The sequence below is a fragment of the Streptomyces sp. NPDC101227 genome (assembly GCF_044767545.1).
Classification (GTDB): domain Bacteria; phylum Actinomycetota; class Actinomycetes; order Streptomycetales; family Streptomycetaceae; genus Streptomyces.
In genome coordinates, this window is record NZ_JBIWOD010000030.1 from 45,775 (window position 1) to 67,158 (window position 21,384).

General features: G+C 71.0%; 19 protein-coding genes. 8 read left to right on the forward strand and 11 right to left on the reverse strand.

From position 1 onward, the window contains the following. Positions 1-17 precede the first annotated feature (17 nt). Entirely contained in the window at positions 18-2,408 is a 2,391-nt protein-coding gene (locus ACIRPT_RS39250) for an immune inhibitor A domain-containing protein (RefSeq protein ID WP_403836429.1), read from the reverse strand. 430 nt (positions 2,409-2,838) lie between these two features. Between ACIRPT_RS39250 and ACIRPT_RS39255 the strand changes: the two genes are divergently transcribed. Then, positions 2,839-3,123: a hypothetical protein gene (locus tag ACIRPT_RS39255; RefSeq protein ID WP_403836431.1), complete on the forward strand. Its 285-nt coding sequence runs from the start codon at positions 2,839-2,841 to the stop codon at positions 3,121-3,123. Positions 3,124-3,171: 48 nt separating this feature from the next. Here the strand turns inward: ACIRPT_RS39255 and ACIRPT_RS39260 are convergent, their stop codons facing one another. Together ACIRPT_RS39260 and ACIRPT_RS39265 are read right to left on the reverse strand one after the other, a co-directional pair. Then, complete coding sequence (locus ACIRPT_RS39260; protein ID WP_403836433.1) at positions 3,172-3,870, reverse strand: RDD family protein; 699 nt, start codon at positions 3,868-3,870, stop codon at positions 3,172-3,174. Between the two features lie 144 nt (positions 3,871-4,014). Beyond that, the gene (locus tag ACIRPT_RS39265) at positions 4,015-5,613 is read right to left on the reverse strand and encodes an RDD family protein (protein ID WP_403836435.1); all 1,599 of its coding nucleotides are present in this window, start codon (positions 5,611-5,613) and stop codon (positions 4,015-4,017) included. A 237-nt stretch (positions 5,614-5,850) separates the two neighbouring features. Between ACIRPT_RS39265 and ACIRPT_RS39270 the strand changes: the two genes are divergently transcribed. Further along, positions 5,851-6,327: an SsgA family sporulation/cell division regulator gene (locus ACIRPT_RS39270; RefSeq protein WP_403836437.1), complete on the forward strand. Its 477-nt coding sequence runs from the start codon at positions 5,851-5,853 to the stop codon at positions 6,325-6,327. A 23-nt stretch (positions 6,328-6,350) separates the two neighbouring features. Here the strand turns inward: ACIRPT_RS39270 and ACIRPT_RS39275 are convergent, their stop codons facing one another. The 3 genes from ACIRPT_RS39275 to ACIRPT_RS39285 form a co-directional block, all read right to left on the reverse strand. After that, positions 6,351-7,790, reverse strand: coding sequence for a dihydrolipoyl dehydrogenase family protein (locus tag ACIRPT_RS39275; RefSeq protein WP_403836439.1), 1,440 nt, complete (start codon positions 7,788-7,790; stop codon positions 6,351-6,353). Between the two features lie 73 nt (positions 7,791-7,863). Further along, positions 7,864-8,169, reverse strand: coding sequence for a hypothetical protein (locus ACIRPT_RS39280; protein WP_403836441.1), 306 nt, complete (start codon positions 8,167-8,169; stop codon positions 7,864-7,866). 67 nt (positions 8,170-8,236) lie between these two features. Further along, positions 8,237-9,610 carry an FAD-binding oxidoreductase gene (locus tag ACIRPT_RS39285; protein WP_403836443.1) on the reverse strand — a complete coding sequence of 458 codons (1,374 nt, stop codon included), beginning with the start codon at positions 9,608-9,610 and terminating at the stop codon, positions 8,237-8,239. Positions 9,611-9,840: 230 nt separating this feature from the next. Here ACIRPT_RS39285 and surE point away from each other — a divergent pair, with 230 nt between their 5' ends. Continuing rightward, positions 9,841-10,803 carry a 5'/3'-nucleotidase SurE gene (surE, locus tag ACIRPT_RS39290; RefSeq protein WP_403836445.1) on the forward strand — a complete coding sequence of 321 codons (963 nt, stop codon included), beginning with the start codon at positions 9,841-9,843 and terminating at the stop codon, positions 10,801-10,803. An 83-nt stretch (positions 10,804-10,886) separates the two neighbouring features. Here the strand turns inward: surE and hppD are convergent, their stop codons facing one another. Next, positions 10,887-12,041: a 4-hydroxyphenylpyruvate dioxygenase gene (hppD, locus tag ACIRPT_RS39295; protein ID WP_403836447.1), complete on the reverse strand. Its 1,155-nt coding sequence runs from the start codon at positions 12,039-12,041 to the stop codon at positions 10,887-10,889. 129 nt (positions 12,042-12,170) lie between these two features. Here hppD and ACIRPT_RS39300 point away from each other — a divergent pair, with 129 nt between their 5' ends. The 5 genes from ACIRPT_RS39300 to ACIRPT_RS39320 are packed head-to-tail and all read left to right on the forward strand — an operon-like array spanning position 12,171 to position 16,472. Next, a complete protein-coding gene (locus tag ACIRPT_RS39300) occupies positions 12,171-12,638 on the forward strand; it encodes an Lrp/AsnC family transcriptional regulator (RefSeq protein WP_403510672.1) in 468 nt (155 codons plus the stop codon). A 16-nt stretch (positions 12,639-12,654) separates the two neighbouring features. Further along, entirely contained in the window at positions 12,655-13,302 is a 648-nt protein-coding gene (locus tag ACIRPT_RS39305) for an ABC transporter permease (protein WP_400061840.1), read from the forward strand. After that, complete coding sequence (locus tag ACIRPT_RS39310; RefSeq protein WP_403836449.1) at positions 13,295-14,572, forward strand: ABC transporter ATP-binding protein; 1,278 nt, start codon at positions 13,295-13,297, stop codon at positions 14,570-14,572. The genes ACIRPT_RS39305 and ACIRPT_RS39310 overlap by 8 nt, the downstream gene beginning before the upstream one ends. Further along, complete coding sequence (locus ACIRPT_RS39315; protein ID WP_403836451.1) at positions 14,569-15,468, forward strand: ABC transporter permease; 900 nt, start codon at positions 14,569-14,571, stop codon at positions 15,466-15,468. Before ACIRPT_RS39310 ends, ACIRPT_RS39315 begins: the two co-directional genes overlap by 4 nt. Next, on the forward strand, positions 15,468-16,472 hold the full coding sequence (locus tag ACIRPT_RS39320) for a glycine betaine ABC transporter substrate-binding protein (protein WP_403836453.1): 1,005 nt from the start codon (positions 15,468-15,470) through the stop codon (positions 16,470-16,472). The genes ACIRPT_RS39315 and ACIRPT_RS39320 overlap by 1 nt, the downstream gene beginning before the upstream one ends. Positions 16,473-16,538: 66 nt before the next feature. Here ACIRPT_RS39320 and ACIRPT_RS39325 read toward each other — a convergent pair whose 3' ends face one another. From ACIRPT_RS39325 to ACIRPT_RS39340, 4 genes are all read right to left on the reverse strand, one after another. Further along, a complete protein-coding gene (locus ACIRPT_RS39325) occupies positions 16,539-17,141 on the reverse strand; it encodes an RDD family protein (protein WP_403836455.1) in 603 nt (200 codons plus the stop codon). Positions 17,142-17,263: 122 nt separating this feature from the next. Continuing rightward, positions 17,264-18,049, reverse strand: a complete 786-nt coding sequence (locus ACIRPT_RS39330; protein ID WP_403836457.1) for a S16 family serine protease — start codon at positions 18,047-18,049, stop codon at positions 17,264-17,266. 126 nt (positions 18,050-18,175) lie between these two features. Further along, positions 18,176-18,817 (reverse strand): IclR family transcriptional regulator, encoded by a 642-nt coding sequence (locus ACIRPT_RS39335; RefSeq protein WP_403510650.1) that lies wholly within the window; start codon positions 18,815-18,817, stop codon positions 18,176-18,178. 290 nt (positions 18,818-19,107) lie between these two features. Continuing rightward, positions 19,108-20,904, reverse strand: a complete 1,797-nt coding sequence (locus ACIRPT_RS39340; RefSeq protein WP_403836459.1) for a DEAD/DEAH box helicase — start codon at positions 20,902-20,904, stop codon at positions 19,108-19,110. Positions 20,905-21,384 lie beyond the last annotated feature (480 nt).

A 21,384-nucleotide genomic window follows, 5' to 3' on the forward strand; every position in this document is an offset into this window, starting at 1 on the left:
ACCTGCGGTTTTATTGTTTACTTACCTGCGGGGCCGACCGCAACGATCACTACGGAGCCGTTCGGGGCCTCCTTGGCGATCCGGATCCGGGTGTTGGTGTCAGGAACGATCACACCGCCGGTCGGGTTCGTCTTGTCGTAGTAGACGCCGTGCCGGTCGTCGAAGACCGTCACCCCGCGCTTGGACTTGATCTTGGTGACCTTGCCGTCCCTGTGGAGGGTGAGGGCGTCCGTGCGGTAGCGGGTGAAGGTCGAGTCGTAGGACTGGAAGCGGTTGCGCATCAGCTTGCCGTCGGCCCACTTCTCGGCCTTGGGGTGTGCGTCGACGGGGAGGATCTGCCCGTAGCCGGGGTGCTTGCCGACGTTGTTGTCGGGCTGCGAGGTGTCCCAGAGCCAGATCAGTACGCCGTTCTGGTACGGGAAGTGCTCCACCCAGCCCGGCTTGTCCGTGAGCCAGCCGAAGTTGTACGGGCCGGACTTGAGGGTCTTGTCGTACGACACGTACTGGCGGTTCTCGGCGATGTAGTACTGCGGGTAGTCCTTGGTGAAGGACGCGCCGACGTGCGAAAAGCCGGTGGCGCTCCAGCCGTTGTCGCCGTCCTCGGCGTTGTCGGTGAACAGCGGCGCGCCGTCGGCGACCACGCTGAGGGTGTCGGCCGCGAAGCCCTTCTGGGCCGCGCCGCCGTCGGTCTGGTAGCGGAAGCGCAGGTCGATCTTCTTTCCGGCGTAGGCGTCCAGCGGATAGAAGAGGTCCTGGTATTCGCCGACGGTGCCGGTCAGGGCGGGCTTGCCGCCGCCGTCGCGGGGGATGGCCTTGCCGTTCGCGGTGCCGTCGAGGGGCGTCCAGTCGGCGCCGCCGTCGGTGGAGACCTCGGCGTAGAGGTAGTCGTAGTCCTTCTCGATGTCCCACCAGCCCTTGAGGCGGAAGAACGCCTTGGACTTGCCGGTGAGGTCCACGGGCCGGGAGAGGGTGTTCTTGAGGTCGTTGCCCATGCCGCTCCACCACTGGCGGGCGCCTTCGGCGGGCTTGACGATCTCGGTCGTGACCGGCTTGGCGGGCAGTTCGACGACCACCGCCTGCTTGTGCCGGGTGTTGTATTCGGCGACGCCCAGCCGGTGGAACGACTTGGTCGCGGCCTTGGCCTTGTCGTAGTTGAGCCAGCCCAGCTGGAGCTTGTCCCAGGCGCTCATGTCGCCGGGGCGGTCGCCGATGGCGTTCTTGCCGGTGCCCAGCCAGGAGCCGGATGACATCAGCGACCAGAAGTCCACGGAGGATTCGCCGGCGCCGGTGGTGTCGTACTCGTCCGGCAGGCCCAGGTCATGGCCGTACTCGTGGGCGAAGACGCCGAGTCCGCCGTTCTCCGGCTGCATGGTGTAGTCGCCGACCCAGATGCCGGTGTCGCCGATCTGGGTGCCGCCCGCCTTGTTGCCGCCCGGGCCGCTCTTGCCGGCGTCGGTGCCGTACGCGTACCAGCGGTGCGCCCAGATGGCGTTGGTCTTCTGGACGCCGCCGCCCGCGGACTCGTCCTCGCCGGCGTGCACGATCTGGAAGTGATCGATATAGCCGTCGGGCTCGTTGAAGTTGCCGTCGTGGTCGTAGTCGTAGCGGTCCCACTGGTCGTACTTGGCCAGGTCGGCCTTGATCTCGGCGTCGGTACGGCCCTTGGCGCGCTGGTCCTTGGCCCACTGGTTGACGCCGTCGCGGATCAGGTCCCAGGCGTTGGCGCAGTTGGTCTCGCCGCAGTAGTTGGAGCCGTAACGGGCCTCGTTCGCGTCGACCTTGACCCAGTCGGAGACCTCGCCCTCGACGGAGTAGCGGCCCGAGGACTGCTTCTCGTAGTACTGGGCCAGCGACGGCTTCTTCTTGTCGTGCGAGAAGTAGAGGTCCTGGAAGTGCCCGCGGCTGAAGTCCTTCTGCCAGGCCGTGCTGTTGTCCTTCTTGCGGTCCGGTTGGGCTATCCGGTTGTGTGCGGGTCCCGGGTCGCCGCCGTATTTCTTCACCGGCGGCAGCGGGCCGTCGCCGTCCGGGTCGAACATCGTGGTGTTGTCGACCGTGTCGCCGAAGTCCACCAGGATCGTGAAGATCTTGTCGGTCTTCTGCCGGGCCAGTTCCACGTACTTGCCGCGGTCGAGCCTGACGACCTGCGAGCCGCCGCGGTTGGTGAGATGCGCGGAGCCGGCTATGACCTGCTCGAGCGCGTCCTTGCGCTGCGCCGCCTGCTTGTCGCTGAACGGGCCCTTGAGGTCGTGGTCGACGGCCCGTTCGGGGGCCGGGTCGTGGCTGACGGCGCGGGGTGACGGTGCCGGCGTGCCGGCCGTTGCCACCCCCGACGACAGAACGGCCGCCCCGATCGCGGCGATTGCCGTGGCCAGGGCGGCCGGTCTGAACACCGTTCTGTGGTCTCTCACTTGGCGCTCTCCTCCCCTTCGAGCGGTCACTGTTCGAGGGCATTCGACCGGAAGCGCGGTGAAAAAGACAGATCTTGACTTGCTCATGCTCAGAGAAGTACGTTAACCGACCCGCAAGTTGCGGTTATCGAACGTGGGGCCGACGAATCGTGCGGCCGTACGGGGAGTCGTCGCGATCATCTCCGCCTCCCTTCCGCGTCATCGATGCATATGCCTCCCACGCATGCGCCCCCGCCCCCGTCAGGCCGGACGCCTCTTCTCGCGCCTCCTCTTTCGCGCCCCTGACCACCGCGTGCGCCCCCCGTGCTCCGCACCCGTGGGTTAGGTCACGCTTACTTCTCGTTCCACTCGGGCAATAAGGACCGTAGGCTCGCGTGATGGCGCGCCCTTGACCTCCACCCCCGCCGACCCTCCGAGGACGGATTCCGCCATGCCTCGTCCGACCGCCACCCAGCTCGTCTACGGTTCGGCCACCGTCTTTCTCTCCACCCTCGCGATGCTGCTGCTCTCGCAGACGGAGACGGGTATCGGGGTCGCGGTCATCGCCATCGCCGGGCTCGGGCTCGGGCTCCTGGTGGCCATGACGGTCCCGATGCCGGGGATGCCGCGGAGGGTCCGCCGCCCCGTCCTGCGGGGCAAGTCGCCTGCCGCGCCCGCCCCGTTGCGGGCGGTGCCGGCGCCCGTCGAGGCCCGGGTCCACGAGCACTCGGGCTGAGGGGCCGCCGGAAGCCGGGGAACCCCGGGCCGAGGGGCCGTTCGTTCATCAGGCCGTCGAGACGACCACCGTCTTGGCGGCCTTGTCGTGCAGACACTGCTGATACGGCTTGTCCCAGGTGCACCACAGGACGTTGACCAGCCAGAAGATGAAGCCGCAGCACGGCACGATCTCCGGCAGCGTATAGACCGCGGCCCGGATCCAGCCCGCCTGCCCGGCCGGTACCGCGCCGTTCGCGAGCATCGCGACCCGGATCTTCATCGCCATCTTGCCGACGGTCTGGCCGCGGCTGGTGAGCATCAGCCCCTCGTAGAGGAGATACACCAGCATGGTCACCCCGGAGACGGTGGCCTGCTTGCTGGTCTCGACGCTGCTGGTGCTGGTGTAGTTCACCCAGCCGACGATCAGGTTCATGATCACGGTGACCGGTACGCCGATGATGATCGCGTCGATGATCCGCGCGACCAGCCGGCGGCCGCGGTTGGCCAGCGGCGGCATCCCGGCCAGCGGATCGGCCGCACCGTACTCGCCGCCGTAGGGATTCTGGGCGTAGGGGCTCTCGGAGTACGGCTGCCCGGAATGCGGGCCGGCGCCCTCGCCGCCCTGCTGGGGGCCACCGGCCTGCGGGGAGCCATTGGCGGGGCCACCACCCCCCGACGGTCCCTGCGGAGGCGGTGGATTCTTCCGGAACGGATCGTTCTCCGGCGGTTCACCGGAGCCGGGGCCCGGAGGCTGATCGCTGCTCATGGGCCGAGTCGAACGCCTCGGGCGGCCCGCCGCATCCGGCGAAGTCCGTTCGGGGGACGCCCGCGGCGAACAGACCACGAACGGGCCACGGGAGCGCGTCCGTTCGCCGGACACGCTCCCCCGTTCGCCGCAGGTGAGGACCCGTCAGTCCGCTGCGCGCGCCGCGTCCGAGGCCACGAAGGTCCGCGCGAGCTTGTCGTGCCAGCACTGCCGCCACGGCTGGTCGAACAGGCACCACACGACGTTGACGATGCCGATGGCCAGGAGCCCCAGCACGCTGTAGCAGAACCAGCGCTTGAGGACCGCGCCCAGGGGCGGGGTGTCATGGCCCTCGATGTCCAGCAGGCGCACCCCGCACAGCTTCTTGCCGAGCGTACGGCCCCACTTGAGGGTCGGCAGGACCTCGTAGAGGCCGCCGCCGATCAGCAGGACGGCCAGCACGATGGCGAAGATCGGGGTGGTGGTGCCGTCGAGCAGATAGACCGTCACCTGACGGCCGGACTGCTTGGCCGCCTCCACCTTGGCGTCGATGTGGTCCGTGACGGTGCCCCACAGCGGGACGGCGACCGCGGCGGTGATCGCGGCGAGCACCGCGGAGTCGATCAGCCGGGCCGCGAGACGGCGGCCGAGCGGGGCCGGATGGCCCTGGGCGGCCTGCGCGGCCGCGAAGAAGACGTCGGCGGTCGGCGGCTTCCACGGGATGACGCCGTCGGCTCCCGGCGCGGCGCCGCCCTGCGGCGGGAAGCCGGCGGGCGGGGCGGCCGCCTGCGGGGGCTGCCCGGCCTGGCCCGGGAACCCCTGCACGCCGGGGGGCTGCTGGGCCGGGCCGCCGTGCTGCGGGGCGCCCTGCTGGGGCGCGCTCTGCTGAGGCGCGCCGACGGACGGCAGGGACTGCGGGGCGGCATGTGCGGGCGGCGGCGACTGGGGGGCGGACTGCGGGGCGGCGCCGCCCCGTGGCAGCCGGAACGCCATCGTCTGGTTGCCCTTGGCGGGCTCGGCGGGGCTGCCGGGGTCGGCCGCGCCGCCGGGGCCGGGCCGTACCGCGCGGATCGCGGTCGTCCCCTGGTCGGCGGGGGCACCGCGGCCGGGCTTGACCGCGCGGATGGCGGTGGTGCCGTGGTCGGCGGCGGCCCCCTGGCCTGCGTCACGGCCCGGCTTGACGGCGCGGATGGCGACCGTCCCGTCGGCGGGCACCCCGGGCTTACGGAGCGAGGGCGTACCGGCCGGGTCGCCGGACTCCGCGGCGGCCTGCTCCTCGCGCTGTCCCGGAACCGCGCCCCAGGACGGCGCGCCGGACGGCGTACCGGCGGGTGCCTGGCCGGGCTCCGGCGAACCCCAGGAGACGCGGTGGTCGCCCTCGCCGCCGAAGCCGCCCTGCCGGGAGGCGTCGGCCTGCCAGGCGGAGGCCGGTTCGGGGCTGGTGCCGTGCAGCCGGGACGGATCGTCCCAGTTGGCGACGGCGGGCTGCGCCTCGGCCTGGCCGCTCTGGCGTACGGCCGGCATGTGGGCGCCGCCGGTGTCCTCGTCGAGGAAGACCGGGCCGGTCTCCTCGAAGGCGGGCGGGGCCGGGGCCGCGCCGGGCGGGGGTGCGGGCATCGCCTCGCCCTCGGCCGGGGCGGGCCGGCTGGTGCCCGGCACCCATGCGGCACCGTTCCAGTACCGGATGTAGCCGGGGATGGACGGGTCCGGGTAGAAGCCTGGCGTGGGGCTGTCGCCGGCGGATCCTGAGGTAGGGGCGCTCATGTCCGAAGTCCCGTATCTGTACTCGGCCTGGTGGGTGTGGGGTGCAGTCTGCCGCAACGCAGCGTCCACATCTATCAGACCCCGGGCCGCATCTGTACGGATGCCCGGCCACGAACACCTGGAAGAGGCCCGGGAAAAAAGTTGTGCGAAGTCGCGTAATGGTCCGGCGGATGGCGGCTCTCTCCCTGTGCGCGCCCGTCATGGGCGCCGTACAGGGAGCCAAGAGAGGCGGACGCGATGCACACCGTGGTGGAACGAGAACTCGAACTGGGCCTGGTGCTGTCGCCGGAGCGCAGCATTCCGGTGCCGGCCCGGCTGATGTACCGGACGGATGACCCGTACGCCGTCCATGTCACCTTCCACGTCGGCTCGGACTCCCCCGTCAATTGGACGTTCGCCCGCGAACTGCTCGTCGAGGGCGTGTTCCGGCCGTGCGGCAAGGGGGATGTGCGGGTGTGGCCGACGAAGCGGGACGGGCGCAGCGTGGTCTGCATGGCGCTGTCCTCCCCGGACGGGGACGCGCTGCTGGAGGCGCCGGCCGCGGCGGTCTCGGCCTGGCTGGAGCGCACGCTGCGGGTGGTGCCTCCGGGCTCGGAGCAGGGGCATCTGGGCATCGACAAAGGGCTGAGCGAGCTGCTGGCCATGGCGCCGCGGGACGAGGGGTGGCCGGATGAATCCTGGGCGTCGGAGGAGTTTCCCGAGACCGGGGCGTAGCGGTGGGTGCGGGGGTGGCGGTCTCACCCCCGGTAGGTCTCCAGCAGCCGCAGCCACACCTCGCTGATGGTCGGGTATGCGGGGACGGCGTGCCACAGCCGCTCGATGGGGACCTCCGCGGCGACCGCGATCGTCGCCGAGTGCAGGAGTTCGCCGACGCCGGGGCCGACGAAGGTGACGCCGAGCAGGACCTCGCGGTCCAGGTCGACGATCATGCGGGCGCGGCCGCGGTAGCCGTCGGCGTACAGGGAGGCGCCGGCGACCGCGCCGAGGTCCTGGTCGACGATGCGGATGCGGTGGCCGGCGCGTTCGGCCGCGGCGGCGGTCAGGCCGACGGAGGCGGCTTCGGGGTCGCTGAAGACGACCTGGGGGACGGCGGCGGTGTCGGCGGTGGCGGCGTGGGCGCCCCAGGGGCCGTTGTCGAGGATGGGGACCTGGCGGGCGCGGGCGGCGATGACGGCGCCCGCGATGCGGGCCTGGTACTTGCCCTGGTGGGTCAGGAGGGCGCGGTGGTTGACGTCGCCGGCGCCGTAGAGCCAGTCGCCGGGTACGTCGGTCACCCGGCAGGTTTCGTCGACCTGGAGCCAGGAGCCGGGCTGGAGGCCGATGGTCTCCAGGCCCAGGTCGTCGGTGCGCGGGGCGCGGCCGGTGGCGATCAGCAGTTCGTCGGCGATGATCTCGTCGTCGGTGTCCAGGACGACGGTGACCGGGCCGCCCGGTGCCTCGCGGCGGACCTCGCTCACCTCGACCCCGGTGCGCAGGAAGACGCCGGCCTCGGCGAGGGATTCGGCGACGAGGTGTCCGGCGAACGGCTCCATGCGGGGCAGCAGTCCGTCGCCGCGGACGAGGAGGGTGACCGAGGCGCCCAGGGCCCGCCAGGCGGTGGCCATTTCGACGCCGACGACGCCGCCGCCGACGACCACGAGGCGGCCCGGGACGCTCTGCGCGCTGGTGGCGTCGCGGCTGGTCCAGGGCTTGGCGTCGGCCAGTCCGGGGATGTCGGGGAGGACGGCGCGGCTGCCGGTGCACACCGCGACCGCGTGCCGGGCGGCGAGCATCCTGCCGTCGACGGACACCTGCCGGGGTCCGGCCAGCCGGGCGTGCCCCCGTACGAGGTCGATGCCGGCCGAGTCCAGCCAGCGGACCTGCCCGTCGTCCTTCCAGTGCGAGGCGAAGGCGTTGCGGTGGGCGAGGACGTCGGGCGCGTGGAGGGGGCCGGCGTCCGCGAGGCCGGGGACGCGGCTCGCCTCGGAGCGGGCGGTGACCGGGCGCAGCAGGGCCTTGCTGGGCATGCAGGCCCAGTAGGAGCATTCGCCGCCGACGAGTTCGCTCTCCACGATCGCCACGCTCAGTCCGGCGGCGTGGGCACGGTCGGCGAGGTTCTCGCCGGTGGGCCCGGCCCCCAGCACCAGGACGTCGTAGGTGTCGGCTTCGGACGCTCGGGGGGCTTCGGTGGCTGCCATCGGCTCGTCGCTCTCCCTGCGTGGGCGGGGTGGCCCGGCGGGCCCTTGGGGCCATCCTCGGCCCCGGGGGCCGTCAGCGCATCCGGCGTTCGACCGCTTCCTTGGCCTCGGCGAGGCCGGAGCCGGTCGCTTCGCGGTGCAGTTTGATGGCGTGGATGGTCTTGCCCTGTGCCAGCAGTGCGTCGATCTCCTTGAAGGCGGGGTCCTCGGGCGGCCCCTCGACGCCGTGGTGCGCCAGCAGGAGGTCCATCTTCCGCTCCAGCAGCTGGAGCCTGCGGTCCATGGCCTTGAAGCGGCGGTCGTTGCGGGAGGTGGCCATGCCGACGGTGCTGGTGATGGCGATGACGGCGAGGGCTATCCCGGGAATCAGAGTTTCCATGCAGGAAAGTCTACGGCGGCGGGCGGGGCATGATCACCGGGCGTGGCCCCGTCTCATCGGCCCGGCCCTAGAACAGCTTGCCCGGGTTGAGGATGCCCAGGGGATCGAAGACGCCCTTGATGCCGCGCTGCAACTCCAGGCCGACCGGGCCCAGTTCGCGGGCCAGCCAGTCCTTCTTCAGGACGCCCACGCCGTGTTCGCCGGTGATGGTGCCGCCGAGCCGGAGGCCGAGGGCCATGATCTCGTCGAAGGATTCGCGGGCGCGGCGGGATTCGTCGGGGTCGGCGGCGTCGAAGCAGACGGTGGGGTGGGTGTTGCCGTCGCCTGCGTGGGCGCAGACGCCGATGGTGAGGTCGTATTTCGCGGCGATGGCGGCGGTGCCGTCGAGCATTTCCGCGAGCCGGGAGCGCGGTACGCAGACGTCGTCGATCATGGTGGCGGATTTGACCCGTTCCAGTGCGGTCAGGGTCAGCCGCCGGGCCTGCAGCAGCAGGTCGGATTCGGCGGCGGTCTCGGCCGGGACGACTTCGGTGGCGCCCGCTGCCGTGCACAGCGCGCCGACGGCGGCGAGGTCGGCGGCCGGGTCGGGGGTGTCGAAGGCGGCCAGGAGGAGCGCCTCGGTGGTGTCCGGGAGGCCCATCTGGGCCATGGCGTTGACCGCGCGGATGCTCGTACGGTCCATCAGCTCGAGCAGGGAAGGGGCGTGGCCGCGGGCCATGATCTCGCAGACGGCTTCGCAGGCGGCGGCGGTGGAGGGGAACTCGGCGGCCAGGGCGAGCTGTTGGGGCGGTTCGGGCTTGAGGGCGAGGACGGCGCGTACGACGATGCCGAGGCTGCCCTCGGAGCCGACGAAGAGGCGGGTGAGGTCGTAGCCCGCGACGCCCTTGGCGGTGCGGCGGCCGCAGGTCAGCAGCCGTCCGTCGGCGAGGACGACGTCGAGGCCGAGGACGTACTCGGCGGTGACCCCGTATTTGACGCAGCACAGGCCGCCGGAGGCGGTGCCGATGTTGCCGCCGATGGAGCACTCTTCCCAACTGGAGGGGTCCGGCGGGTAGTAGAGGCCGTATTCGTTGACGGCGCGGGAGAGGGTGGCGTTGATGACGCCGGGCTCGACGACCGCTATCCGGTCGACCGGGTTGATCTCGAGGATCCGGTCCATCTTGACCAGGGAGAGCACGATGCAGCCGTCGGTGGCGTTGGCGGCGCCCGACAGGCCCGTGCGGGCTCCCTGGGGGACGACGGGGACGCGCAGCGCGGTGGCGGTGCGCATGACGTGCTGGACCTCTTCCACGGTGCGCGGCAGGACGACGACGGCGGGCGTGCCGGCTTCGCAGAAGCTCGCCATGTCGTGGGCGTAGGAGCCGGTGACATCGGGGTCGGTGAGCACGGCGTCCGCGGGGAGGACGGCGCGCAGTCGTGCGGTGAGGTCCTTGAGGTCCATACGGCCAGCGTCGCATCCGCGGGCGCCGGGCGGAAGATCACGCCGGGCGGCGGTGGCGGCGCGGCCCTTCCCTTGTGCGGGCGGGGCGGCTACGGTGCGCGCCTCCGCATCCGGTGACACGAGTCAGTGAGCCGTATGCGGAGGTCAGGGGTCCGTATGAGGACGTCGGTGGTCCGTCCGAGGAAGCACGGGAAAGGCAGCCCATGCGCATTCGCTCAGGTGCCTCGCAGGTGTCGGGACGCGGAAGGAGGCGGGCGGGGCTGTGCGGTGCGGCGCTCGCGGCGGGGCTGCTGGTCGCGGGTGGCGGCCCCACGGCGCTGGGGCAGCCCGCGGCGGACGGCGGGCGCGGCGCGGCGGGGCGGCCGCTCACCATCCTGATCAGCAATGACGACGGCTACCGGCACCCGTATCTGGAGGCGCTGCGGGCCGCGCTGGTCAGGGCCGGGCACCGTGCGGTGGTGGTGGCGCCGGCGGAGGACATGTCGGGGCGCGGTACCGGCATGATGTTCTCGCCGGGTGCGACGCTGCGCGCCGAGGAGACCGCGCCGGATGTGTGGGCGGTGGGTGGTTCGCCGGGCGACGCGGTGGCGTTCGGGCTGCAGCGCGTCTTCACGGACCGGCCGCCGGATCTGGTGGTCTCCGGGGTCAATGCGGGTCCCAACGCGGGGCCGACGGCGGGGCATTCGGGGACGGTGGGCGCGACGCTGGCGGCCGCCGACGCGGACGTGCCGGCCATCGCGGTGAGCGCGGGCTACGACCTGAGCGATCCCCAGCATCCGTTCCCGTCCGTGGCGGGGGCGGCGGCGTTCACCGCCCGGACGGTCGAGCGGCTGGCGGCGACGGCGCGGGGCGGGCCGCTGCTGCCGAGGGGCACCGCGCTGAACATCAACTATCCGGCGCATCCGGGGGGCAAGGTGGCCTTCACCAATATGGGCCGGGCGCGCACCATCACCGCCAACTACGATCCGGATCCGGCGAGTTGCGCGACGTGCTACAAGGTGCGGCTGGGGCTGGACCCGCAGGCGCCGGAGGGCGTGCCGGACGCGGACACCGCGGCGCTGGCCCGTAACGAGGTGGCGGTCTCGCTGCTGACCGGCGACTGGGGCGCGCACGGCTTCGCGTCCCGCGATCGCGGGCCGTCGCGGGAGGAGGCGCGGCGGACGGCCGCGCGGCTGTACGGACTGACGCCGTAGCGACTCCCCCGCCGTGAGGGCGCCGTGAGGGCGGCAGGAGGGGCCGTGGGGGCCGCCGACCGCCCCCACGGCGCCCGGGGGCCTCAGAGGTTCCCGCGGCGCTCCTGCTCCCGCTCGATGGCTTCGAAGAGGGCCTTGAAGTTGCCCTTGCCGAAGCCCATGGAGCCGTGCCGCTCGATCATCTCGAAGAAGACGGTCGGGCGGTCCTGAACCGGCTTGGTGAAGATCTGCAGGAGGTAGCCGTCCTCGTCGCGGTCGACCAGGATCTTCAGCTCGCGCAGCGTCTCGACGGGGACGCGGGTCTCGCCCGCCCAGTCGCCGAGGGTGTCGTAGTACGAGTCGGGGGTGTCGAGGAACTGGACGCCGGAGGCCCGCATGGCCCGTACGGTGGCGACGATGTCGTTGGTGGCCAGGGCGATGTGCTGGACGCCGGGACCGCCGTAGAACTCCAGGTACTCGTCGATCTGCGACTTCTTCTTGGCGATGGCCGGCTCGTTGAGCGGGAACTTCACCTTGCGGGTGCCGTCCGCGACGACCTTCGACATCAGGGCGGAGTATTCGGTGGCGATGTCGTCGCCGACGAACTCCTTCATGTTGGTGAAGCCCATGACGTTGTTGTAAAAGGCGACCCACTCGTCCATCTTGCCGAGTTCGACGTTGCCGACGCAGTGGTCGATGGCCTGGAAGCGGCGGGGTACGGGGTCGATGATCGGCTCGGCGGCGACGTAGCCGGGCAGGTAGGGGCCGTCGTAGCCGGTGCGCTCGACGAGGGTGTGGCGGGTCTGGCCGTAGGTGGCGATGACGGCGCGGACGACGGTGCCGTGCTCGTCCTTCTCCTCGTAGGGCTCGGTCAGGCCGGTGGCGCCGTGTTCGACGGCGTAGGTGTAGGCGGCGCGGGCGTCGGGGACCTCGATGGCCAGGTCGATGACGCCGTCGCCGTGGGCGGCGACATGGTCGGCAAGGAAGCGGCCCCAGTCCGTGGCGGGCTTGACGACGGAGGTGAACACGAAGCGGGCGCCGCCGGATTCCAGGACGTAACTGGCGGTCTCGCGGCTGCCGTTCTCCGGTCCGCTGTAGGCGACGCGCTTCATGCCGAAGGCGGTGGAGTAGTAGTGGGCGGCCTGCTTGGCATTGCCGACGGCGAAGACGACCGCGTCCATCCCCTTGACCGGGAAGGGGTCGGCCTGCCGGGACGTGGCGGGGGTGGTGGGCTGGGTGTGCATCGTGGTGTCTGCCATGGCGGCAGAGTCCCCCCGATCCACAAGGTGCGCAATAGTTTCCCTTTCCACTGGGCATTACGTATAGGGGCCAGGCGGTTTCGCCGGGCTATCTGTACATGATGACCATCGAAATCGGAGGGACCGGCGATGGCGATCGATCATTTGGACGGGGAGCTGCTGGAGCTGCTGGCGCTGGAGCCGCGGATCGGGGTCCTGGAGGCGTCGCGGCGGCTGGGCGTGGCGCGCGGGACGGTGCAGGCGCGCCTGGACCGGCTTCAGTCGAATGGAGTGATCAGGGGTTTCGGTCCGGATGTGGACCCGGCCGCGCTCGGCTATCCGGTGACCGCGTTCGCCACGCTGGAGATCAAACAGGGGCAAGGAAGCGCCATCCGCGCCCACTTGGCGACCGTTCCCGAGGTGCTGGAGCTGCATACAACGACGGGACATGGGGACATGCTCTGCAGGCTCGTTGCGCGTTCGAACGCGGATCTGCAGCGTGTGATCGACCTGGTTGTGGGTTTTGATGGCATCGTGCGGGCTTCGACGGCGATTGTCATGGAAAATCCGGTTCCGTTGCGCATCATCCCCCTGGTGAAGCAAGCATCGGGGGACTGACCGAGGAGGGCGCCGAGTGAGCTTCTGGGAGTACGTCGGCACCCGGCACGCCCAGCTGCTGACGGATACGTACCAGCACGCCAGCGCGGTCTTCCAGTGCATGGTGCTCGCCACCCTGCTGGGAGTGTTCATCGGCGTCGTCACGTACCGCAGCGAATGGGCGGGCTCGCTCGCCACCACCTCGACCGCCACCATCCTGACCATCCCCTCGCTGGCCCTGATCGGTCTGCTGATCCCCGTCGTCGGCCTCGGCGTTCCCCCGACGGTCATCGCGCTGACCCTGTACGGCCTGCTGCCGGTGGTCCGCAACGCCATCGTCGGGCTGCGCGGGGTGGACCCGGCGCTGGTGGACGCGGCCAAGGGGATCGGGATGTCGCGCCTCGCCCGGCTCGTCCGCGTCGAACTGCCGCTGGCCTGGCCGCCGATCCTGACCGGCATCCGGGTCGCCACCCAGATGCTGATGGGCATCGCCGCCATCGCCGCCTTCGCCTCCGGCCCCGGCCTGGGCAATGAGATCTTCCGCGGGATCGCCTCGCTGGGCAGCGCCAACTCCCTCAATCAGGTGCTCGCCGGCACCGTCGGGATCGTCATCCTCGCTCTCCTCTTCGACGCCGCATACGTCCTTCTGGGACGTCTGACCATCTCCAGGGGGATCCGTGCCTGAGCCGTCCGGGAGCGCAGCGGAGACGACCACCACCGGCGCCCGCATCCAGCTGGAGAGTCTGACGAAGACCTATCCGGGCACCCCCAACCCCGCGGTGGACAACGTCAACATGGAGATCAAGGCCGGCGAGATCGTGGTCTTCGTCGGGCCCTCCGGGTGCGGGAAATCCACCACCCTGAAGATGATCAACCGGCTGATCGAGCCGACATCAGGGCGGATCCGGATCGGCGACGAGGACGTCACCGACATCGACCCGGTCAGGCTGCGCCGCAAGGTCGGCTACGCCATCCAGGCCTCCGGCCTCTTCCCGCACATGACGGTGGCCCAGAACATCGCCCTCGTACCGAAGATGATCGGCTGGTCCAGGGCCAGGGTCGGCGCCCGGGTCGAGGAGATGCTCGACCTGGTCGGTCTCGACCCCGGCGAATTCCACGGCCGCTACCCCCGCCAGCTCTCCGGCGGCCAGCAGCAGCGCGTCGGCGTGGCCCGCGCGCTCGCCGCCGACCCGCCCGTCCTACTGATGGACGAGCCGTTCGGCGCGGTCGACCCGATCACCCGCGACCACCTCCAGGACGAGCTGATCCGGCTCCAGCACGAGCTCCACAAGACCATCTGCTTCGTCACCCACGACTTCGACGAGGCCATCAAGCTCGGCGACCGCATCGCGGTGCTGCGCGAGCGCTCGCACATCGCGCAGTTCGACACCCCCGAAGCGATCCTCACCAACCCCGCGGACGATTTCGTCTCCGGCTTCGTCGGCGCCGGCGCCGCGCTCAAGCGCCTCAACCTCACCCGCGTACGGGACGTGGGCGTGGTCGACTTCCCGACCGCCTCCGTCGACGACCCCCTCCAGAACATCTTCGACCTGCTGCGCACCGGCTCCACCAACGAACTGCTGCTGCTCGACCGCAGCCGCCGCCCGTACAAGTGGCTGCGCCGCGGCGACCTCGCCCGCGCCAAGCAGTCGCTGGCGCGGGCCGGGACGCTGGTGACCGACACCGTCACCCGGGACGCCACGCTGCGCGACGCCCTGGAGGCGGTGCTCACCGACAACGCCGGGCGGGTCGCGGTCACCGGGCGGCGCGGGGAGTACATCGGCGTGGTCGACATGGAGACGCTGATGAACAACGTCCATGAACTGCTGGAGGCGGACCGGCTGGAGGCCCTGGAGCACCAGCACGAACTCCAGGAACGGCGCCACCATGAGACGCAGCTGGCCCAGGAAGGCCTGGACGGCGGTGCGGACGGCGGCGCGGGGGTCAAGGCATGACCTCCCGCGGAAGCGACGGCTCGCCGGGCGGCGGGCGCAAGCCGCCGCCGCCGGGTGAGCACGGGGTGGACGGGCTCGCCCACCTGGACGACACCGACATGCTGGAGCGGGAGACGGCCACCGGGGAGGCACCCGCGCGGGCCGCGGCCCCCGGAGCCCGCCGGATCAGCTGGCAGAAGTGGACCTTCATGCCGGTGTTCCTGGTGGCCGCGCTGCTCGCCACCTGGCTGTGGTTCCGCGGCGCCCGCCTGGACTCCATCGCCCACCAGGCGGTGGACAACGGCAAGGTGTGGCTGGCACTGCGCCAGCACATCCAGCTGACCGTCGTCTCCACCTTCTTCGTGCTGATCATCGCGATCCCGCTGGGCATCGCGCTGACCCGCGCCAGGCTGCGCAAGTTCACCCCCCTCGCGATGGCCTTCGCCAACCTCGGCCAGGCCGTGCCCGCGCTGGGTCTGCTGATCCTGCTGGTCATCTGGCTCGGCATCGGCGCGCGCTCCGCCATCGTCGGCATGGTCATCTACGCCGTGCTGCCGGTGCTGGCCAACACCATCACCGGGCTGCGCGGCATCGATCCGACGCTGACGGAGGCGGCCCGCGGCATCGGCATGTCCCCCACCGGCGTCCTGACCAAGGTCGAACTCCCCCTGGCCGTGCCGCTGATCCTTGCGGGTGTGCGCACCGCGCTCGTCCTGAACGTCGGCACCGCGACGCTGGCCACCTTCGGCGGTGGCGGCGGCCTCGGCGACCTGATCTCGGCGGGCATCATCACCCAGCGGATGCCCGTACTGATCCTGGGCTCGGTGCTGACCGTGGCGCTGGCGCTGCTCGTCGAATGGCTGGCCTCGCTGGCCGAACTGCTGCTGCGGCCGCGCGGCCTGGAGGGGACGAACTGATGGCGCGTTGCCGAACGACCCGACGTCCGCGCCCCCGTACGGCCGCCGTCGCGCTGGCCGGCCTGCTGCTCGCCGCGGCCGCCCTGAGCGGCTGCGGACTGGTCAGCGGCAGCCCGATGTCCGACGACGTCAAGCCCGGCACGGTCGGCCGGGGCCTGCCGCTCAAGGGCGCCACCCTCACCGTGACGTCCAAGGAGTTCACCGAGAACATCATCCTCGGCCAGATCATGGGCCTGGTCTTCAAGGCGGCCGGCGCCACCGTCATCGACAAGACCAACATCCAGGGCACCATCGGCGCCCGCGAGGCCGTACGCACCGGCACCGCGGACGGCATGTACGAATACACCGGCACCGGCTGGATCACCCACCTCGGCCACACCAAGCCGATCCCCGACATCCACCAGCAGTGGGTGGCGGTGCGCGACGCGGACCGCAAGAACGGCATCGTGTGGCTGCCGCAGTCCAGCCTCAACAACACCTACGCGCTGGCGCTGAACTCCGCCAACCTCAAGAAGTACCCGGTCAAGAACCTCTCGGACGTCGCGGCGCTGCTGAAGAGGAACCCCGGCGCGGTCACCCTGTGCGTCGAGAACGAATTCGCCACCCGCAACGACGGACTGCCCGGCATGGCGAAGACCTACGGCATGAACATCCCCTCCAGCCACATCCGCAAGATGACCGGCGGCGTCGTCTACACCGAGGCCAGACAGGGCACGTCCTGCACCTTCGGCGAGGTCTTCACCACGGACGGCCGGATCGGGGTGATGGGCCTGCACGTCCTCGGCGACGACAAGCACTTCTTCCCGAACTACAACGCGGCACCCGAGATGAACGCCGAGACGATGAAGAAGTACCCCCAGATCGCCGCGCTGCTGGCGCCGGTCACCAAGGCCCTGAACAACCGCGTCGCCCAGGAGCTCAACCGCAAGGTGGATGTGGACGGCGAGGATCCGCACGAGGTCGCCAAGAACTGGCTGATCAGGGAAGGGTTCATCAAGGGATAGAGGGCTTCATCGAGGGACAGGAGACGGGTGCGGGGCCCGGCGGCGCCGTGTCCCGCACCCCCTCCCTCACTGCCACCGGCGCTTGATGACCACCGTGTTGGCCGCCCGGTCGTGCAGGCACTGCCGGAACGGCTCGTTCCAGAGGCAGGACAGGATGTTGATCTGCCCCAGGACGGGCACCATGCCCATGCCAAGGTAGGCGAACCAGCGTCCCAGGGCGATGCCGAAGCCGATCTTCTGGCCGGTCTCGAGGCGGACGACGCGCAGGCCGCACAGGGCCTTGCCGAGGGTGCCGCCCATCGCCGTCGTCAGCGGCTCGAAGAAGACGACGACGAAGACCAGCCAGATGAGCATGGCGGTCACCACAGGCACTTCGGCCCCAGGGTTGTGGTGCAGGAACTTCGTGGTCAGCCCGACGGCACCCACCGCCATCACCGTGATGATCACGGAGTCGACGAAGCGGGCGAGCAACCGCAGACCGGGGACCGCGAGTGCCTGCCGGGGTGGGCCCTGCGGCTGTCCCGTCTGTGGCGGCACGAACTGCGGTGGGGCGTAGAGCGGCGCCGCGGACTGCGGCGGTGCGGCCTGCGGAGGTCCGTGCTGCGCCTGCGCGGGAGCGAAGCCGGGGCTGGGGATATCGGGAGTCGGTGGCTGCTGAAAGTTGGTCACGGAAGACGATCCAAGCCGATGCCGCGGAGCCGCCTCAATCCGGGCCGCGCAAAGGGGCCGGAACCGGCCCGGTCAGCAGCTGGGGACCGTACCGCCCTTGGTCCGCAGGGCCCTCAGCTCGGCTACTTGGTACAACTCGGCACGTGGCCACCGGAGTTGAGGGCCTTGAGGGCGCCGACCGCGCCGTCGAGCGTGGTGACGGGAATCAGCCGCATGCCCCGGGGCAGCTCGGCAGCGGCGTCCGCGCACTCCTGCTTGGGGACCAGGAAGACGGTGGCGCCGTCGCGGCGCGCCGCCTGGGTCTTGAGCGGGACGCCGCCGACCGCGCCGACCTTGCCGCCCGCGCTGATGGTGCCGGTGCCCGCGATGATCCGGCCGCCGGTCAGATCGCCGCCCTTGCCGTCGCCGGCCAGCTTGTCGACGATGCCGAGGGCGAACATCAGCCCGGCGCTGGGCCCGCCGACGTCCGCCAGGCTCAGCTTGACCTTGATGTCCTTGGGTGACTTGCCCAGCCGGCCCAGCGCCGCGGCGGTGGCGGTGTTCTGCGACTGCCGCATCTGCCGGGCGTTGTGCTCCGCGATCTCCTCGGTGTTGTTGCCCACCGGGTAGACCGCCTCGCGCGGCATCGCCGCCTCGTCCGTACGCCACCACGCCCGCAGGACGTCCGACAGATGGACGGAGGCGTCCGGGCCGGTGGCGACGATGGAGGTCATCCGCAGCTGGCCGGCCGTCTTGCGGGTGCCGGCACCCGCAATCGTGATCACCGGACTGCCCTTGTCCGCACCGAGCACATTGGCCGTCATCCCCGGATACGCGACCGAGTACGGCAGCGGAGCGAGGGCCGCGGTGAGGAGGAGGGCGAGGACGAGGGCGGTGCAGAGCACCAGGGCCCGGACGCGTGCAGACACCCCGCCAGCCTAAATGACCCCAGCCCCACCGGCCCCTTACGGCGCTACGGCCTCACCACACGGCCACGGCGCCTTCACAGGTCGCCGCCGTCACCGTCGTCACGGGCGTCACATGCGTTACGGCCGTCACCGCAGGGCCTCCGACACCTCCCGGGCCGCCTCGACCACCCGCGGCCCGATCCGCTCGGAGACGGTGTCGGCGAGCATCACCACCCCCACGCTGCCCTCGATGCCGCTCACCCCGAGCAGCGGCGCCGCCGCTCCGCTCGCGCCGGCCTCCAGCTCACCGTGGGTCAGGGCGAGCCCGGAGTCGTGGGTGTGGCCCTGGCGGGCCTTGAGGATGGCCCGTCCTGCGGCGCCGCGGTCCAGCGGATGGCGGAAGCCGGCGCGGTAGGCGACGTGGTAGTCCGTCCAGGTGGGCTCGACCACGGCGACGGCCAGCGCCTCGGTGCCGTCGACGAGGGTGAGGTGCGCGGTGGCCCCTATGTCCTCGGCGAGCGAGCGCAGCGCGGGCAGCGCCGCCTCTCTGACCAGCGGATGCACCTGGCGGCCCAGGCGCAGCACCCCCAGGCCGACTCTGGCCCGGCCACCGATGTCGCGGCGCACCAGAGCGTGCTGCTCCAGGGTCGCCAGCAGCCGGTAGACGACGGTGCGGTTGACGCCGAGCTTGTTGGACAGCTCGGTGACGGTCAGCCCGTGGTCGGTGTCGGCGAGAAGTTTGAGGACACGCAGTCCCCGGTCAAGCGTCTGGGAGGTCTCCGCGGTCACGACGCCCCCTCCTGGTTTGAGTGGCGGCGCTCGTACGCGACGCGCTGCATGTCCCGATGCAGTGCGCCCAGAGGCCGCCGGCCACATGGCACCGGCTGCGCTCCGCGGCGGCGCTGCCACGGGGCGTGTGCGTGACCGGGACAGTAGCGAGCAAGTCCGGTCAGCGGAAGAGTCCGTCCAGAATCCGGGCTACGACGCCTGGAATATCCCGAATAATCCCGGGAATGGCGGCGGGCGGTGCACCCGGTTCAGGTGCACCGCCCACTAGGCGAGACGCGGAGTCGCCGGGCTCACCGCATCCGCGTGGCCCACTCCCGTACCTTCTTGATCCGCTCGTTCAGCTGGCCCGCGGTGGCCTCCGCGCTCGGCGGTCCGCCGCACACCCGCCGCAGCTCGGTGTGGATCACTCCATGCGGCTTGCCGCTCTGGTGCACATAGGCGCCGACCAGCGTGTTCAGCTGCTTGCGCAGCTCCAGCATCTCCTTGTGCGAGACGACCGGCCGCCGCTCGGCGGGCAGCTCCAGCAGATCGGCCTCGGAGTCCGGCTTCTTCCGGCTGTGCGCGATCTGCCGGGCCTGCCGCTTCTGCAGCAGCATCTGCACCTGGTCGGGCTCCAGCAGCCCGGGGATGCCGAGGTAGTCCTGCTCCTCCTCGCTGCCCGCGTGCGCCTGCATGCCGAATTCGGCGCCGTCGTAGAGGACCCGGTCGAAGACCGCCTCCGACTCCAGGGCCTCGAAGGAGAACTGCTCCTGCTCCCCGGTGTCCTCGTCCTGCTCCTTGTTCGCCTCGTCCATTTCCTTCTCGGACTCGGCGTAGGGGTCTTCCTCCCCGTCCTTCTTCGGCTTGTCGAGCACATGATCGCGCTCGACCTCCATCTCGTTGGCGAAGCCGAGCAGCATCGGGACGGTCGGCAGAAAGACGGAGGCGGTCTCGCCGCGCCTGCGGGACCGTACGAAACGGCCCACCGCCTGCGCGAAGAACAGCGGCGTGGAGATGGTGGTCGCGTACACCCCGACCGCCAGCCGCGGCACGTCGACGCCCTCCGACACCATCCGCACCGCGACCATCCACCGGTCCTCGGACCCCGCGAAGTCGTCGATGCGCTGCGAGGCGCCGGAGTCGTCGGACAGCACCAGGGTGGCGCCCTGTCCGGTGATCTCCCGGATCAGCTTGGCGTAGGCGCGGGCCTGCTCCTGGTCGGAGGCGATGACGAGGGCGCCGGCGTCCGGAATGGACTTCCTGACCTCGGTCAGCCGCTGGTCCGCCGCCCGCAGCACATTCGGCATCCAGTCGCCGCGCGGGTCCAGGGCGGTACGCCACGCCTGCGAGACGGCGTCCTTGGTCATCGGCTCGCCGAGCCGGGCCGCTATCTCGTCGCCCGCCTTCGTCCGCCAGCGCATATTGCCGCTGTAGGAGAGGAAGATGACCGGCCGGACGACGCCGTCGCCCAGCGCGTTCCCGTAGCCGTAGGTGTAGTCGGCCGAGGAACGGCGGATGCCGTCGTTCCCCTCCTCGTACGTCACGAACGGGATCGGGTTGGTGTCGGAACGGAACGGCGTACCGGTCAGCGCGAGCCGCCGGGTGGCCGGCTCGAACGCCTCCAGACACGCCTCGCCCCAGGACTTCGAGTCACCGGCGTGGTGGATCTCGTCCAGGATGACCAGCGTCTTGCGCTGCTCGATGCGGTTGCGGTGCAGCATCGGCCGGACGCCGACACCGGCGTAGGTGATCGCGATGCCGTGGTACTCGCGGCCGAGCGGGCCCGCGCTGTACTCCGGATCGAGCTTGATGCCGATCCGGGCCGCGGCCTCCGCCCACTGCTTCTTCAGATGCTCGGTCGGCGCGACGACCGTCACCTGCTGTACGACGTGGTGGTGCAGCAGCCAGGAGGCAAGGGTGAGCGCAAAGGTGGTCTTGCCGGCGCCGGGCGTCGCGACGGCGAGGAAGTCTCTGGGCTGCGCCTGGATGTACCGGTCCATGGCCGCCTGCTGCCAGGCGCGCAGCTTGTTCGCGGTACCCCAGGGGGCCCGTCCCGGGAAGGCCGGGGACAGGTGGTGGCTGTTGGTGGCGCTGGTGGTGGTAGTCACGGTCTCCGTCGGGCGTGGTCGGCGAATCGGCAACCGCGCCACCCTACCGCTGCGCTTTGCCCGACCCCACGTTGTCGGCTGTCCCGCCGTGGGGGTTGTCCGCCGGTTCGCTGCGCTTTGCCTGGACCGAACGTCTTTGGCTGACCCGCCGCGGGGGGCGCCGTTGCTCCCCCACTGCCTTAAGGGCGTGGGAGGTGCCCCCAGCGGCGGGCGTGGGTTTGTCGGGTGCGGTGACGGCCCTACACGGCTTCGCCGCTACGGCCCGTCCCCTCCCGTGGGTGGGGGGGAAAGCTTGTGGGAGCGAGCGTTCGTGTCCGGCTCACTGTGACGGGATCCACAAGGCGCGCACGACCGCCTACCGAATCCCCCACCGTCTTCTCCCACTCCCAACGGGGAGGGGCCGGGCCGCAGGACGGAGTCCGGAGGCCCGGTCCCGCAGCCGAACAGCCCCGCGCAAGCGGCAACGCCCGCCGCAGGCGC

Excerpts from the sequence above, each read along its gene's own strand:
- ACIRPT_RS39280 (WP_403836441.1), bottom strand. The coding sequence starts at position 8,169 with ATGGAAACTCTGATTCCCGGGATAGCCCTCGCCGTCATCGCCATCACC.
- ACIRPT_RS39255 (WP_403836431.1), top strand. The coding sequence starts at position 2,839 with ATGCCTCGTCCGACCGCCACCCAGCTCGTCTACGGTTCGGCCACCGTC.
- ACIRPT_RS39260 (WP_403836433.1), bottom strand. The coding sequence starts at position 3,870 with ATGAGCAGCGATCAGCCTCCGGGCCCCGGCTCCGGTGAACCGCCGGAG.
- ACIRPT_RS39270 (WP_403836437.1), top strand. The coding sequence starts at position 5,851 with ATGCACACCGTGGTGGAACGAGAACTCGAACTGGGCCTGGTGCTGTCG.
- ACIRPT_RS39275 (WP_403836439.1), bottom strand. The coding sequence starts at position 7,790 with ATGGCAGCCACCGAAGCCCCCCGAGCGTCCGAAGCCGACACCTACGAC.
- ACIRPT_RS39265 (WP_403836435.1), bottom strand. The coding sequence starts at position 5,613 with ATGAGCGCCCCTACCTCAGGATCCGCCGGCGACAGCCCCACGCCAGGC.
- ACIRPT_RS39300 (WP_403510672.1), top strand. The coding sequence starts at position 12,171 with ATGGCGATCGATCATTTGGACGGGGAGCTGCTGGAGCTGCTGGCGCTG.
- ACIRPT_RS39315 (WP_403836451.1), top strand. The coding sequence starts at position 14,569 with ATGACCTCCCGCGGAAGCGACGGCTCGCCGGGCGGCGGGCGCAAGCCG.
- ACIRPT_RS39285 (WP_403836443.1), bottom strand. The coding sequence starts at position 9,610 with ATGGACCTCAAGGACCTCACCGCACGACTGCGCGCCGTCCTCCCCGCG.
- ACIRPT_RS39320 (WP_403836453.1), top strand. The coding sequence starts at position 15,468 with ATGGCGCGTTGCCGAACGACCCGACGTCCGCGCCCCCGTACGGCCGCC.
- hppD (WP_403836447.1), bottom strand. The coding sequence starts at position 12,041 with ATGGCAGACACCACGATGCACACCCAGCCCACCACCCCCGCCACGTCC.